Origin of the sequence: Streptomyces fradiae ATCC 10745 = DSM 40063 (assembly GCF_008704425.1) — a bacterium.
GTDB classification, from domain to species: domain Bacteria; phylum Actinomycetota; class Actinomycetes; order Streptomycetales; family Streptomycetaceae; genus Streptomyces; species Streptomyces fradiae.
The window spans coordinates 23,569-37,876 of the sequence record NZ_CP023696.1; the positions used below are offsets into that span (position 1 = coordinate 23,569).

The following is a 14,308-nucleotide window of genomic DNA, read 5'->3' on the forward strand; positions in this document are numbered from 1 at the left end:
GGCTCGCCCACGTGACCGGGTACCGGAGCAGCCCGCCGTGGCTTTCAGCGGCGGGCTGCCTCGTGCAGGCGCCGGCGCAGCTGTGCGCGCAGTTGCGGCAGAGGAACACCCGCGCCGAGCCGGCGCAGGAAGCCGGCGGCATCCCAGGTGATCAGGCCGCCCTGGCGGGAGAGGTACAGGCCGACCTGGTCGATGCCGAACTGGTCGTCGTAATCCAGCAGGAGGTATCCGGCGAGCTGATAGATCTCCTCGCGGCCCAGGCGGCGGGGGTCCTTGGTGGCTTTGCAGTCCAGCAGCAGGCCGCCGAGGATGTAGTCGGCGTCAGCGCCGCCGATGTCGCCGCTGCCGGCGAAGACCGGACCGCACACACGGGAGGCGGCCGGCAGGGCGCGGAAGGAGGCGAACGGACCCTCGGCGAGCCGCATCTGCTGGTCGATGTCGCACACGACGTACTCGGGGACCGCCGCGGTGAGGTCGTCCAGGGTCGTGGCGGGGGTGGCGGAGCTGAGCATGCTGAAGCGGCGGATCTCACCGGTGCGGGCGATGTCCTCGAAGAAGCCAGCAACGAAGCACAGCCGGATGAGCGTGTTCTCGTCCAGGCTGCCGGGGGCGGCGAGGTAGCTGTCGACGGTGGCCAGCAGCTCCCGGCCCGCCGTGTGCAGGGCCTTGCGGGCCGGTGCGCCGCGCAGCGGTCCGGTCTCGTCAAGGAGCATGACACCGGCGACGACGGCCGGTCCGAGCCGCCCTCCGAGGCTGAGGCGGAGGCGGTAGTCGATGGCGTGCCCGAGGGCCGACCAGTTCGGGTACTGCACGTCGATCGGCTGCACCGGGTGCGCCAGGCCGGCGATACGCGCCTGATAGTCGCCCACCAGGTTCTGGCTGTACGGGAGGTTGGCGGCCATGAACTGCGAGATCGGTGAGGAGTCGTACTTCAGCTGCCCGGTCAGACTGAGCTCGATCATCGGCCGGCCGGCCACCGTGCCGTCCCGGCCGGCGTCGGCCATGGTCTTTTCGTACGCGTCGATCCAGGCGATGCCCTCGGTGTCCAACTGGTGGCGGGCGCGGGTGACCGCGACATAGATCAGGCGGGCCTCGCTCGCATTCAGCGCGCGCTGCAGACCCAGGTCGTCTACCGACGGGGCCATGAAGCCCTTGCCGATGCGTACCGACGGCCACTCCCGTCCCTTGGCCTTGTGCGCGGTGGAGACGGTGACCTGCGCCTTCTCCTGCGGGGACAGGCGGTCCACCGCGGCGATGATCTGGTCGGGGCCGTAGGTGTCGACCAGCTGCACGATCGCTTTGAGGTCCTGGCCGGCCTTGTCCTGCTCGGCGTACTCCTGCACCTCGTCCCAGGAGGAGAACAAGAACAGCTCCGGGTGGCTGGTCCGCTGCCCGGCTTTGAGCTCGAGTGCGGCCTTGGCGATGCGCTGCAGCGCGCTGCCCCCGCCGGTCAGCGCCACCGGGATGCCGAGCTCGAGGTAGGACAGGACTTCGCTCATCGCGTCTACGTTGCCCCGGCACAGCACCGCCTCGGGCTGCGACACCTCACCCACGCGGGAGCCGGGGCCGTGGCCGGTCAGCTGCATCTCCGACTCGGCGTGTCCCAGCCACCGGTTGGCCACCTCGGCGATGGCCGGGCCGAAGCGGAAGGACTGGGTCAGGCGCAGCTGCTCGGCGGGGAAGCCGGTCATCACATCGCGCGCGTTGCGCCAGCCGTAGATCTGCTGGGCCGGGTCCCCGACGCACACCCGCTGCGCGTCCTGGGCGAGGAAGACCTCCTCCAGGACGGGGTTGGTGTCCTGGGCCTCGTCCAGCAGGACGAAGTCGGCGCCGAGCCGCGGGGAGGTCATCGCCCACAGCTTCATGTAGTGGTCGTGCTCGAACCGCAGCCGGCCCGCGGGCGAGCAGATGTCGTCCCACGCACGGTGCGCGTAGGGCAGCAGGGTGCGGGCGAGATAGTCCTGGCCGGGACCGTCGAGGCCGTTGACCGGCTCCATGTGGCGGGCCATGACCTGCCGGTCGGTGGTGTAGCAGAACTTGCGGACCATGCCCATCACCAGGCGAGCGGCGTGAGTGACCTTGATCTGGCGGGAGCCCACGTCAAGGTCGCGGGTGATGCCGAGCAGGCGGGCGGTGTGCTTCGCGGGGATCCTCGCCGAGGCGTCCAGACGCTCACGGTAGTGGTGGCCGACGGCACGGAAGGCCAAGGAGTGCGCGGTACGGCATTCCACATTCGGCCCGAACCGTCCGCGGGCGTCATCGGCGATCGCCCGGTTGAACGCCACGTACAGCCCGCGTTTGCGGGTCGCGGCGCCCATCAGGATCAGGGTGGACGTTTTGCCCGTCCCCGCTCCGGCGACCAGGGCCAGATCCCGGCCGGATGCGAACACCTCACGGGCAGCCTGCTGCTCCTTCGTCGGCTCCATGGCCATGGATTCCTCTCTGGGAAGCGCGGCTTCATGTACCGCAGCCCCAGAGGCTGGACTAGCTGATGACCAACCGTCAATACAGTCATACGTTCGGTAGCCAGTTCCGGCCGAATTCAGGACGGGCCGCACAAGGAAGCGCCGCGGACCTGTGCGCTGCCAGTTCTCCCTCCCCATCCCTTGGCCGGTGCATCCGGTCGCTGCAATCAGGCCAGCGAACTTTCCCGATTTCGGAAGGAGTTGTCAGTCCCGGTTTCTATGCTGCCGCAGGCAAGGGAACCACTGGGCACCGCGCTGATGCCCGGCCACGCGATCACACGGGAGGTGCGGGATGCCGACGTGTACCCGCCGGGCCAAGTCGACCCGGCGCTTATGCCGCCGGGAGGCCGCCGAGTGGCCCCGCTACGACGATCTCCCCGCCCCCGTGGTGGCGTGCGCCAGCCACCTCACGCCGGCGGAATGGGCCGCCTGCCAGGAAGCCCGCGCCCGGGCGAACGCCGAGTGGTCCGCCCGCCAAGCAGAGGAACTGGCCGCACGCGAAGAACGGGGTGAAAAGGCGCAGCCGGCGGCCACCGTGGCGCACTATGTCCCGCGGCCGTGCACCGGCCAGTGTGTCTCCCAGGAACGTGCCTGGGGCCGCGAGGCGGACAGCGCTTCCAGCCTGTGCGCGACCTGCGACGGCTACGTGTGCCTGGCCTGCGGCGAGGCCGAAGTCGACGGCATCTTCGACTTCTGCGGCCGGTGTGCGGCGTTGGAATCGGAGATCGACCAGGAGCCGGACGAGGTCTGGGACGACGAGATCGACACCGGGCCCGCCCCGCGCATGCGGCTGACCGCGATGGTGAACCAGCTCGTCGCGGCCACCGGCGCCACACACCGCGACGTCAACGCCCGCATCAACCGGACCATCGGGGTACACACCCGCGTCGGAGCCGACGAGCAGGTGATCCGCCGCGCCGCCTGGGCCGCCCGCGACTGGCTCGACCACCTTCTCTCAAGCCCTCAGGCGGACACCCCCGCCCCACCCGACGTGCCCGATCCCGGCGCAAGGACAGTGACCGCCGAGCACGCCGATCCCTCTGCACAGGTGGAACGCGCTGCGATCCCGGGCGGCCGGGTACTACGGTCAGCGCCCATGGACACCCCCGCACCACACCCCGCCGACGACGCCGCGGGCGAGCACGCCGAGCTGACCGTGACCGTCCGCCTGACCGGCCAGAGCGCCAGGCGCCTGCGCCGCGCGGCCGAGATCCAGCAGCGGCCCGTCGAGGAGGTCGCGGCCGAGAGCATCAGCGACGAGATGCACCGGGAGGTGCACGATGCGCTGTACAGCGGCAGCGACGCGTACGCGGCCACCCTCGACGGCCTCGCCAAGCGCCTCGCACTCATCGTCCGCGAACTGGGCGCCCTGCCCTCCGGCGCCGCCGCACACGTGATCGCCCAGGCAGCAGCCGAGAAACACGGGCCCCTGCCCGAGGAATGGCACCAGTGCATGCTCGAACAGCTCACCGAGATGTGGACCGGGCGCACCACCGAGTTCGGCGCGCGTCCCGACGGTTCCGTCGGCCCGCTGGAGGACACGAAGGTCCACGCGATGGTCACCCCCGCGCAGTGGGACGCCCTGGCCCGCATCGGCGCACCCGGCAGCATCGCACTGGGCACGCAAGAGGCCCTCAAGGCCGGGATCGCCGCCCTCGACCGATAGCCGGGTTGCTCGGGTCGGCCGTGCCCCGGGCGGGGGCTAGCATGGCGCGCTCCCCCACGAGAAGAAGGAGCCGATGCAGCCCGAACACCGCCCCTTCCACCGCTGCGAGGACACCTGTGCGGCCACCGCCCGGCTGCTGGTCCAAGCCGACCCGCTCGACCCCGCACCGCACGCGCCCGCCGCCGGCGCGGCGTCGGTGCACGTTCCCCCGGTCACGCCGCGTCCCGTCACTCTCGCGCTGATCGCTGAGCACGTCAACGCCTGGGGCCGCGTCGTCATCGACCCCACCCTCCCGCACGCCGACGTGACCGCGCCGGAGGAACGGTCCCTGCGCTACACCCTGCAGGCCCTGTGGGAAGCCGCCGGTGAGGCCACCCGCGGCAGCATCCGCTCCACAGACGGCGCCGCGGCCGACTGGTGGCGCGTGAACTGCGCGCTGCAGGAAGCCCAGGCCGCCGCGCACCGCACCACCCTCGCCAGCAGCGACGGCGCCCAGGCAGACCTGTGGTGGTACATCGCCCTGCTCCACCTCGGCCACGCCCGCACCCTGTGGAAGGACCGCATCGGCCACACGCTGCCGCAGTAACGGAACGCCGCCCGATGCGCCGGGCTGACGGCGAAGCCAGGGATCACAGAGCTTCGTCGTCAGCACGATCCGGTAGGCGCCCGGCCGCTTCCCGGGCTGCAGCACGCCGCCGTGCGGCTCACGCGCCCGCAGCGGCCAAAGCGGCACGTCCTTCGCCTGTGGGCTCGACCAGGTCGCCGCGGCTGCCGTCGGCCGGCACCACGACACGGACCAGGCCCCGCTTCCACAGACTGATCGAGACCCCGTACCACGCCATCTGCCGCTCGGTCCACGCCTCATGGCCGGGATGGTTCTCGTCCATGCCGGGCTCGGCCGGGTTCAGCACCGGGAAGTACTCGGACATCCACACCGGCCTGCCAGCCTGCACAATCAGCTTCAACAGCTCGCGTTCATCGTTGCTCAACACCATCCGCGTAGGCTACGACAGCCTCACGGCCGTCCGTTCGCTGCGCTCCGACCTGCCCCCTACCGGGCCCGCGGCGTACGGGTCGCGGCCGAGACCCCACCAGCCGCTGGCCGGCAGCAGCCCGTCGGCCAACCTCTGCAGCGCGGGCGACAACAACCCGCCTCGACGAACGGAACCGGCAGTGACCGACACGTGGAACGGCGAACCGCTTGCAGACGCCAAGAGCATGAACGAGGACATCCACTACCGGGTCCACGATGCTGACAGCGGAGCGCTGCTGGGATTCGGCACGGGCCGCGGTGGTGCGCTGGGAGCCGTGGTGGCCCACTGCCGGCGTGTGGAAGACGCCCACCCCTGCCGCCATCTGGTCATCCGCGCCTACGACGGTCCGGCGGGGCCGGCCTTCGACCGCCCGGCCGGACCGTAACGCTTTCACCGCCGTCGCCGGAGTGCGGCCACCGCGAGCCCGCATACCCGTCGCTCTACAGCCCGGCCCGTCACGGCCGACGACCGGGCGGGGCGGGGCTGCTGCTGCTGCTCAGGTGGTCATGAGGCGGTGGTAGTCCTCGACCTGCTTTGCCAGGTCGTCTTCGGGGATGCCGCTGAAGGCGCTCATCTGGGCGTAGGACAGGCCAGCCCTGAGTCCGACCAGCGCGAACTCGTGCAGGGCCTGGTTGATCCGGGCCCTGGCATTGCCGAGGGAGACCATGCCGAGCTCGACACCATCGGCGGCCGGCAGCGTCCCTTCGATCTTCAGCTCGGCCAGGTCGCGCACCGCACTGGTGATCAGGTAGGTGACGAAGCTCGGCATGTCGGAGGGGACATTGCCCGCCCAGGCCGGCTCGTGTGTTTCCGGTGAAGTGTCGGAAGCGTGCTGGGGGCGGCGATGGGTGATGTACTCCCACACCCACCGGTAGGACAGCGGAAGCCTGCTGGTGCGAAGGCTCAGCTCCTCATACAGCTCGAAGGCCGAGCGGCGTTCGGCAGGCTCCTTGGCCTGGTCTTCGGCCAGCAGCGCATCCAGAAGCTGACGGGCCTCGCCCAGTTGCTCCTCGTCGGCCGGGAGGGAATGCGGCAGGGGCAGCACGGCCGAGATCGCCTCCATGACCGTCTGGCGGGGCACGCCGTGCCGGGCGGCCAGGGAGCTGGGCAGCCTGTCGCCCGCGCGGTGGTCGCGGCGGATCGCGTCGAAGAGCTCTGTCTCTGGCTCGGCCATCGTCTACTCCCTTGTGTCAGCAGGTGGTCGGGTTCATGCACGTCTCATGCTGCCCGGCCGGGCGATGGTCTGCCGCCGGCGCTGCCGCGCGCGGCGGCTGGCCGCCTGGAACGCGAGGTGGGCGCGGCAGGCTGCCGCTTCGTGCCCGGCGCTTGGTGCTCGTGCAGGCCGCAGGCGTGGGCTGCTTCGGTCACAGCCGCGTGGTCGAAGGACCTGAGGTGGGGCGTGGAAGTGGTGTCCGCGCGCCCCTCCAGCTGCCCGAAGTGGCGGGCTGCCTCGAGCAAGTCCACTGCCCAGGACGGTGTCCGCATCTCCCGGCCACGGCCCGTTCGGGCCGTGGGGCCGGTCTGGGCGGCGAAGACCCGCACTGCCAGCGCCGCGGCGTGGACGGGATGGGCGATGCGCGCATGGAGCCGGTGCGCGAGGAGCACGGTCGGCTCGTCGGGATCGGGCGGGAAGCGGCCGGCGGCTGGCAGCGGGAGCACTGTACGGCCCAGGCGGCGGGCTGCTGCCTCGATCACGCCGCGGCCGGGCGTACGGCGGGTGGGCAGCAGGAAGCACGGCTCGCCCTCGTCGGGCGGGAACTGCCCGTTTGCCTCCCACCACGCGAACCGGTCGGCGGCCGGTGGTGGAGCCGGTGCAGGAGCGGCCACGGCGCGGCGGGCCGCGGCCAGGGTGTGCAGCGCTTCGTGCGGGAGCACGGTCAGCGCGGCGGCCAGGACGGGCGGGAGGGGGCCATGGCACAGCAAAGTCAGCCGTATTTTGGTGAGCTCGGCCAGGGCGAAAAGGTGCTCGAAGTGCCGGGAGCTGATGCGATGGGCCCGGGTGACGATGACGTGACCGATACGCAAGGCCAGGATCCAGGCGGCGACCGCGCGCCAGGTGGTCTCGGTGTTGCCACTCCAGTAGGTGCTGTCCTCGCTGCCGGCCGGCGGGAGATGTTTGCCCAGGCTGCGCAGCAGGTCGTGGGCCAGGGAGGCAGGAGCGCTCGCCACCGGGGTGGGGTGGATGGTGATGCGGCCGGTCGCGGGGGTGTGGGCGGCCAGCGCGGCGGCCATGAAGGCGTAGTCGTCGTGAGGGTCGTACACCACGGCGAGCGGGGGCAGGCCGGGGCAGGTATGGCCGGGTGACCACGTGGGCTTCCACGAGCCTGTGGTGATGTTGTCGGACGAGTCGGTGGTGGTCTCGGACACGGCGGCCGTACGCGGCATCGGCATCATCGAGCTCCGTTTGGTGGCGGTGTGACAGCGGCGGGCGCCGGAGCAGAGCGGCCTGCGGAGTCTGCGCCGGCCGCAGCGGCGTGGCGGTGGCCCAGGGCGGGGTGGTCGGCGGGGCCGGCGGCGTCCAGGAGGGGGTGGGCGGCCAGGCCGAGGGCGAACAGCACGTCCGGGTGGGGAGTGGGCTGTTTGCCGGCAGGGGCGAGCAGGCGCCGGTTGGCCAGGCGCGGGATCTGATCGGCGGGCAGGTCGGGGGGGAGGCCGCAGGCGGTGTGGTGAAGGAGGCGGGTGAGGGCTGCGGCCTCGCCGGGGGCCAGGGAGGCGGCGGTATGGCCTGAGTTGTGCAGGTTCTGTCGCTGCTTGCCGGTGAGCAGGTCGGGCACGCACGTCAGGTGGATGGCGGTGTCGGTGTGGATAAGCCGGTGCGGACTGCTGGACTGTTCGAGGTGTGCGGCCAGGGTGGTGGCGGCACGCTGCAGGCGGTGCGGGGTCCATTCCAGAGCGGAGGCCAGGTCGTCGGGGTGGATGCGGTCGGCCTCGAGCAGAGCAGCGTGCAGCACGGTGGCGTGGGTGGCCGCGCCCGGGGCGGAACGGCGGGCCGGTGCGGGCTGGCGCAGGAGGGCTTCCGCAGAGGTGTTCAGCGCGCGGGCGAGGGTGAACAGGGCCTCGGCGGGGAGGGTGCTCGGGGTGAGGTGGGTGTCGAAGTCGGTAACGGGGATACCGGTCAGCGCGGCCAGGTCCTCGTCGGTGAGCCTGCACTCCATGGCACGTGTGCGCAGGAACGTCAGGTCGAACGCGGCCGCGGACGTGTCGCCGGGCGGCGGGGTCTGGTCGGTCACGGGTGTAGCTCCCCAAGGCGCGGCAGGACGTCGGGGGCGGAGGGCGTGGGGGTGTGCAGGTGCCAGCAGCGGGCGGCGGTGTGCCAGTCGTCCCCGGGATGGGGGTGGAGAAGGGCGGGGATGGGGAGGCCTGCGTCGGCGATGAGGGCCTCGAAGCGTGGCGTGGTGCCGAAGCAGTTCGCGAACAGGCCGTGGTTGTCAGCGGTGCGCGGGGTGTGGCGGCGGAATGCGACGGCGGCGTGCAGCAGGGGGCGGGCGCGGGGCGGGACGGCGTACAGGTGCCGGGGTCCGGGAGGTTCGCCGATGTTGATCCGCGAGTCGCGGTCGATGGCCACGATGGTGTGGGTGTCGTCGACGGATCCGATCTGGGTCATCGACAGCAGCGACTTGTCGGTGCCGGTGAACAGCAGGGCCGCGATCGCGGCGGCGCGCAGCGGGTTGGGCAGGCGCACGGTGATCGTGTGCACGGTGCGCGGGGTGAGGGGCACGGTGGTAAGGCCGGGCCCCGCACAGCTGGCGAGGTCGTCGGGCACGTTGAGCAGAGACGAGCGGGACAAGAAGCCGGCCTGGGCGCCGCGCACGCGGGCCACGGTGTGCGCGGCGCTGGGACTTGAGACGGTCAGGCGGGCCAGGAACAGCCGCACGGCCTCGGTCTCCTGCAGGGTGAAGAGGGTGGGCTCGGCCGGGTCGTCTGCCGATGTGATGCCGCCGACCGGGGCTGGTGGGGGTGGCAGGGTGCGGGCCAGCCAGGTGCGGGCGGCGGCGTAGCCGGCGCGGTACTGGCCGTCGGTGTGCGCGAAGTCGGTGGCGTTCTGGCGGCGCCAGCAGTCCGCGCGGAACGCGGCCACCGAGCTGCGCGGCAGCGCCGGGAGCGGGTGTGCGTGATCGCGCGGGGGCGGGCCGGTGCGCCGCCTGGTGGCGGCCGGGCCGATCGCCTCGAGAACGGCGGCTGTGCCTCGTACGGTCGCCACGTCCACCAACTCGGCGGCTGTGAGGTGTTCGAGCAGCCGCTGGAGGTCGGTCTGCTCCGGGGTGTGGGCCAGGAGGGTCAGGCGGATACCGGTGTCCGCGCGCCAGACGGCCAGGCGGCGCAGGCGCTCGGTGGTGAGGCGGTGGGCGCGCAGCACGATGACCTCGTCAAGGCCGCAGGCCAGGGTCCAGCAGGTCACCGCCCGCCAGGCCGGGTCGGTGGACATCCGCTCGGCCTCGGGGCGCAAGAATCCGTCGCGGCCGCTCGCGCGCAGTACGTCCAGTGCGAGGTAGGCCGGGCTGGTGGTGTGCGGGGTCGGGTCGACGGTGATCCGCCCTTGGGCGGGATCGGCCCACTGGTAGGCGGCTCTGTGCACGTTGTGGTCGTCATCGCCGTCCAGCAGCAGCCTCACCGGCCGCGCCGCCCAGGCCGCTGGCGGCGCGGCCCGCGGGGCGGGGGCGGGGGGAAGTGTGGGTGCGGTCATGGGCGGCGTCCGCCGTCGACCCGGTCGGCCACGGACTGCAGCATGTCCCAGTCGGGCGTGCTCGCTCCTGTGGCGGCCAGTGCCTGCTGGATGTGGTGGGTGAACACGGCCCAGCGGCGCAGACAACCATCGGCGAGGCGGGCGTCCAGCGCTTTGAGGTCGTCGGGCGGGACGCTCTGCCACACGGGGTGCAGCGCGGGAACCGCCTTCGGGATCTGGTCGCGGGTGAGCGGCCAGATGTAGGGCCAGCCGGCGGTGCGGGTGGCGAGCATCCGCTGGGCGCGCAAGGAGCGTTCGCCGCGCGCCTGGGCAATCAGGACCACGCACAGCCCCTGGGGGAGGTCGTCGTGGAGGAAACGCAGGTACTCGAAGCTGGATGTCGACAGACGGTGGGCGTCCTCGACCACGACGATCCGCGGTTTGAGAGCCAGGGCGCGACGGATCCAGGCGTCGGCGGCCCCTGGGTCGGCGGGTGCCTCACCACGGAGGCCAAGTGCACGGTGAAGGGCGGCTCGCAGGTCAGCCGGCGCCGGCTGAGCCCTGAAACGCAGCGGCAGCAGCACCAGCTCACCGAGGCGGCGGGCGGCGGTGTGGACGGCGAAGGTCTTGCCGACCCCGGCCTCGCCCAGCACGCACACGAACCGGCCCTGGGAGTACGCGTCGGCGAGCGCGTCGCCCACGGCGAGCATGCCCGGGGTGAGTACGGTGCGCATACCTGGGGTGTCGAGGAAGTGCAGGCCGGACGGGGCCGCGTCTTCCATGACGGCGAAGGGCTCGGCTGCGGAGGTCGTGCCCCAGACGGCCGGCAGCACAGGCGGGGTGGTCAGCATCGCTTCAGGGCCCAGTCCACGACCCGGTCGTCGACCTTGTCGGCCCCCAAGTGCTCCATGCCCTTGATCACGTGCTTGGTGACCTTCGCCCACTCCCGGAAGGAGCCGAGCGCGTACTGGGTGTCGACCCGCTTCAGCAGCGCCTCGTCCGCGCCCCTCCACACCGGGTGGGAGTCGGGCATGGTCCTGAGGACCTCGTCCTCGGTCATGGCCAGGATCTCCAGGCGGATGTAGATCCGTGAGGCCAGTGCCGGGTCGCTCTGCAGCGTCTCGTACGCCTCCCGGCCGCCGACGAAGAGGATGGCGGGCTTGGGATCGCAGTTGTCCCACAGCTTGCGCAGGAACTCGAAGTTCTCCCGCCGGTACTGCTGGGCCTCGTCGCACACGATCACATACGGGCGGCGGGGCAGGGTCTCGCGCAGCAGTTTGTCGAACGCGGTCGGCGTCCCCGGCATCTTGCAGGACAGGTTCATCTGGTGGAACAGCTCCTCGCGCAGGTCCTTCGGCCCCGGGCGGGAGCGGGCGAAGTCCAGCGGGAGGATCAGATCCGGGTTCATCTCCTGGATCGTGGCCCGGGTGCCGAAACTCTTGCCGAGCCCCGCATCGCCGTAGATCACCGACATGGCCCGTGATTCGACGGTGTCGACGACGGTGTCCTTGATCTGCAGCAGCGTGTCGGTGGCGACCAGTGAGGAGTCCTCAAGGCCAAGGAAGAACTGCGGGCGCAGATCCGGACGGCGCGGCGGCCCCGACTCGGGCGGCTGGGACGGCGCGGCAGAAGTGGCGGCGGTGGTGGTCATGTGTCCTCCGAAGGCGGATCGGCGGGGGCAGTGGCCTGGCCGGGGCGCACCCAGCCGGCCGGGATGGGCGTCAAGGGCTGATACGGCTCTGCGCGCCGGCGGGGAGCGGCAGGCGCTCGCCGGCTGGTGCCCGCGAGTTCGGCGAGCGCCTCTTCCTTGGTCATGCGGGTCGCAGAGACGGGCAGTTGGGGTTCGGTAGCCGGCAGATAGCGGTCGCGTTTGCGCTCACCGGAGCGCTGCAAGGCCCGGCGCAGTTCGGCGCTGTGCTCCTGGCGATCGGCAAGGACCTTGGCGCGCAGTTCCTCGGTGGCCTCGTCGCTGAGGAACGCCCGGCCCAGATAACGGTCGCCGCGGAAGGTGTACAGGTCGATCTCGTGGGCGTGGTGCGGCATCCACCGCACCCGCACCTCGACCCCGATCCGGCCGACACCGTTCTCGGGCATGTAGCAGCGGCCTGCGAACTCCACCCCGTGGCTGGTGATCTTCCGTGGCCTGTGGTCGCTCTCCAGCATGAACGCGCGCAGCTCGGCCGGAGTGGGCTCGGGCCGGATCTCAGTGGGGTCGGCCAGCCACGCCTCAAGCGGCGTCACCCCGGTGCGCTTCACCACGTGCTGGGTGTTGTGCTCATTCACCCACTCCCCCAGGCGCTGAACGAACGCCTCGAAGGTCAACGGCGGATCGGTGTCGCCGACGCGTCGGCGGTGATCGAGCAGGGGCGCCTTGGTGTAGCGGGGCAGGTCGGCGAAGAAGCGGGTCATGCTGGTGCGGTTCAGCCGCTCGATACCGCCTTTGTGGCGGGCGCTGCGCACCCGGTGCACCGGGACACCGAGGAGGCCGAAGGCCCGCCGGACGGTCTTGGACAGGAAGTCGGCGCCTCCGTCGACCCGCACGAGCTCTGGCAGTCCCCCGGCCGGCCCGTAGGGATCCTCCCGCAGGACCGAAGCCCGTACGGCCGCCAGGACCGAGCCGCGGTGCGCGGAGCCGGCGGTGACCGCCCAGCCCATCACATGGCTGGTACCGCGGTCCTCGAACCAGGTCACCCACACCTTCGACAGTTTCTTGTCGGGCATCATCACGACGGTCGGCGCCTGCTTGTGGTCGCCCTCCCACACCTGATTGCGGGCCACCGCAGGACGCTGGAAGGCGGGGTCGAAGCCGCGGGCGGCCGGAATGCCCTCCCGCAGGCCCGCCATGAAACCGGGGTCGAGGTCACGGGCGATGGCATCGTGCAACGTGGTCAGACCGATCGGTTTCTCCCCCGCCTCCTCTGCCACGCGCACCAGGTGCTCGTGGGCGCGTTTGACGTTGCCCTGGTAGTCGGCGAGGACCTCGATGATCTCTTCGGTGATCCGGAACCGCCTGCGCTCCGGCTTCTCCGTGGAACCCTTCTCCTCGGCCTGCTTCAGCCAGTTCCAGACTGTGCGTACGCTCACGCCCACGGACTCGGCAGCCAGCCGCACATGCGCGGTGGTCAACTCCCCCGACTGCCGCAGCCTGAGCAACTGCCGGACCACGGCTGGCCGCAACTCGTCCCGGTGCCGCCCCAAGCCCGCCTCATCAGCCTCCACGACGCCATCCAGCCTCGTCACCGGTCCCGGCACCCACAAGGCGGACGGGCGGATAACGGCACGGCGATCACGCACAGCCTCCAACAACGAACAACGCTTGCGTACAGGTCAGTTCAGCAGACGCACACGTGTTGACGCATGCGCCTACTGCGAGGCTATGAGCCGCACCCAGGTTTCCTACCCTCACCCTCACCCTCACTCGAACGGGTGGCAGCGCAACGTTCCCGCCAGTTCGATGGACACACGCGCTAATGACCCTCGCCACCGCCTCCGCCCCCGCGGCACCCGCCAGGACCGCCGAACACGCTCCGCACACCCAGAGGGCCCTGCGTGAAGGTCAGGAAGAAAAGGAGACACGGCGAAGATGACACCGGCTGATACGGCCTCACGTCACTGCGATGTTCGGGCAACTTTCACCATGATCGACTGCTCCAAATGCCCTTGATCAGCGCAAATACACCTACACGCAGTGAAGGGCAACACCGAACATTCAAGTGACATCACGACCGAACCTCACAGGACCCACGGTCCCCGGCCATACCCTCCACGCCTCCGCCCTCGTCGAGATGTACCTGCCGGGCCCCCGCCCTCGACCGCACCGAGGACCCGCTCCTGCTCAGATCCCCCCGCTGTTCCTGCGCGCCGGACGCACCCTGGGCGCGACCGGCCTGCGCGGCGCCTGGCACATCGTGATGCCGGGCGCGCTCCCCGGCTACCTCGCCGGACTGAAGCAGGGCTGGGCCTTCTCCTGGCGCTCGCTGATGGCCGCCGAGATCATCGCCTCCTCGCCCGACCTGGGCGTCGGCCTCGGCCAGTTGCTGGAGAACGGGCGCAACAACGCCAGCATGTCGCAGGTGTTCCTGGCCGTCTTCCTCATCCTGCTCGTCGGCATCGCCATCGACCTGCTGATCTTCAGCCCGCTGGAGCGGCGGGTGCTGCGCGTCCGGGGCCTGCTGGTCACCCGCTGAACCAACGGATCGCCAGCACCACCGCTCCGCCGATGCACATGCCGTGGCCGCGTGCATGTACTCGACCCGCAGGCCTGCCCGGGGCGGTGAACCGGTCGCCGGGTGATGGACGAGACCGGGTTGGCCGGCAGGCCCGGCACTGAGCACATCCGACATCCTGAACGCCACGGTATGCCGCAAGGCGGTGGAAGGGTCACGGCATAGACCCGACCCGGATTCGACCACGACAGTTTCCTGTCGGTCAGTCAGCATGGCCTCTGGCCTGTTGGACATACGCAGCGGCAGACGAGTCG

At 71.1% G+C, this 14,308-nt stretch carries 12 protein-coding genes and 1 pseudogene; 4 read left to right on the forward strand and 9 right to left on the reverse strand.

From position 1 onward, the window contains the following. Positions 1–44 precede the first annotated feature (44 nt). A complete protein-coding gene (locus tag CP974_RS00100; RefSeq protein WP_223844620.1) occupies positions 45–2,426 on the reverse strand; it encodes a UvrD-helicase domain-containing protein in 2,382 nt (793 codons plus the stop codon). 331 nt (positions 2,427–2,757) lie between these two features. On the opposite strand from CP974_RS00100, the gene CP974_RS00105 reads away from it, so the two are divergent. Together CP974_RS00105 and CP974_RS00110 are read left to right on the forward strand one after the other, a co-directional pair. Further along, positions 2,758–4,131: a hypothetical protein gene (locus CP974_RS00105; protein ID WP_031127970.1), complete on the forward strand. Its 1,374-nt coding sequence runs from the start codon at positions 2,758–2,760 to the stop codon at positions 4,129–4,131. Between the two features lie 73 nt (positions 4,132–4,204). Continuing rightward, on the forward strand, positions 4,205–4,717 hold the full coding sequence (locus CP974_RS00110) for a hypothetical protein (protein ID WP_031127969.1): 513 nt from the start codon (positions 4,205–4,207) through the stop codon (positions 4,715–4,717). Positions 4,718–4,835: 118 nt separating this feature from the next. Here CP974_RS00110 and CP974_RS00115 read toward each other — a convergent pair whose 3' ends face one another. After that, positions 4,836–5,126, reverse strand: coding sequence for a hypothetical protein (locus tag CP974_RS00115; RefSeq protein ID WP_031127968.1), 291 nt, complete (start codon positions 5,124–5,126; stop codon positions 4,836–4,838). Positions 5,127–5,304: 178 nt separating this feature from the next. Between CP974_RS00115 and CP974_RS00120 the strand changes: the two genes are divergently transcribed. Then, complete coding sequence (locus CP974_RS00120; RefSeq protein ID WP_031127967.1) at positions 5,305–5,550, forward strand: hypothetical protein; 246 nt, start codon at positions 5,305–5,307, stop codon at positions 5,548–5,550. 111 nt (positions 5,551–5,661) lie between these two features. Here the strand turns inward: CP974_RS00120 and CP974_RS00125 are convergent, their stop codons facing one another. The 7 genes from CP974_RS00125 to CP974_RS00155 all read right to left on the reverse strand — a co-directional run bounded on the left by CP974_RS00125 (position 5,662) and on the right by CP974_RS00155 (position 13,068). After that, positions 5,662–6,339 (reverse strand): helix-turn-helix domain-containing protein, encoded by a 678-nt coding sequence (locus CP974_RS00125; RefSeq protein ID WP_031127966.1) that lies wholly within the window; start codon positions 6,337–6,339, stop codon positions 5,662–5,664. Between the two features lie 44 nt (positions 6,340–6,383). Then, entirely contained in the window at positions 6,384–7,532 is a 1,149-nt protein-coding gene (locus tag CP974_RS00130) for a hypothetical protein (protein WP_223844621.1), read from the reverse strand. A 23-nt stretch (positions 7,533–7,555) separates the two neighbouring features. Further along, entirely contained in the window at positions 7,556–8,395 is an 840-nt protein-coding gene (locus CP974_RS00135; RefSeq protein ID WP_223844622.1) for a hypothetical protein, read from the reverse strand. Next, complete coding sequence (locus CP974_RS00140; protein WP_031127963.1) at positions 8,392–9,849, reverse strand: hypothetical protein; 1,458 nt, start codon at positions 9,847–9,849, stop codon at positions 8,392–8,394. The genes CP974_RS00135 and CP974_RS00140 overlap by 4 nt, the downstream gene beginning before the upstream one ends. Beyond that, the gene (locus tag CP974_RS00145) at positions 9,846–10,610 is read right to left on the reverse strand and encodes an AAA family ATPase (RefSeq protein WP_224354463.1); all 765 of its coding nucleotides are present in this window, start codon (positions 10,608–10,610) and stop codon (positions 9,846–9,848) included. The genes CP974_RS00140 and CP974_RS00145 overlap by 4 nt, the downstream gene beginning before the upstream one ends. 62 nt (positions 10,611–10,672) lie before the next feature. After that, entirely contained in the window at positions 10,673–11,479 is an 807-nt protein-coding gene (locus tag CP974_RS00150) for an AAA family ATPase (protein WP_031127961.1), read from the reverse strand. After that, positions 11,476–13,068: a Mu transposase C-terminal domain-containing protein gene (locus tag CP974_RS00155; protein WP_224354464.1), complete on the reverse strand. Its 1,593-nt coding sequence runs from the start codon at positions 13,066–13,068 to the stop codon at positions 11,476–11,478. Before CP974_RS00155 ends, CP974_RS00150 begins: the two co-directional genes overlap by 4 nt. Positions 13,069–13,664: 596 nt before the next feature. Between CP974_RS00155 and CP974_RS00160 the strand changes: the two are divergent. Beyond that, positions 13,665–14,015: pseudogene (locus tag CP974_RS00160) on the forward strand (ABC transporter permease); the annotation flags it as partial. Positions 14,016–14,308: the final 293 nt, after the last annotated feature.

What these genes read in the sequence shown, in the direction of transcription:
- CP974_RS00145 (WP_224354463.1), bottom strand. Translation starts at nt 10,610, where the DNA reads ATGGAAGACGCGGCCCCGTCCGGCCTGCACTTCCTCGACACCCCAGGT.
- CP974_RS00125 (WP_031127966.1), bottom strand. Translation starts at nt 6,339, where the DNA reads ATGGCCGAGCCAGAGACAGAGCTCTTCGACGCGATCCGCCGCGACCAC.
- CP974_RS00100 (WP_223844620.1), bottom strand. Translation starts at nt 2,426, where the DNA reads ATGGAGCCGACGAAGGAGCAGCAGGCTGCCCGTGAGGTGTTCGCATCC.
- CP974_RS00105 (WP_031127970.1), top strand. Translation starts at nt 2,758, where the DNA reads ATGCCGACGTGTACCCGCCGGGCCAAGTCGACCCGGCGCTTATGCCGC.
- CP974_RS00110 (WP_031127969.1), top strand. Translation starts at nt 4,205, where the DNA reads ATGCAGCCCGAACACCGCCCCTTCCACCGCTGCGAGGACACCTGTGCG.
- CP974_RS00150 (WP_031127961.1), bottom strand. Translation starts at nt 11,479, where the DNA reads ATGACCACCACCGCCGCCACTTCTGCCGCGCCGTCCCAGCCGCCCGAG.
- CP974_RS00140 (WP_031127963.1), bottom strand. Translation starts at nt 9,849, where the DNA reads ATGACCGCACCCACACTTCCCCCCGCCCCCGCCCCGCGGGCCGCGCCG.
- CP974_RS00115 (WP_031127968.1), bottom strand. Translation starts at nt 5,126, where the DNA reads ATGGTGTTGAGCAACGATGAACGCGAGCTGTTGAAGCTGATTGTGCAG.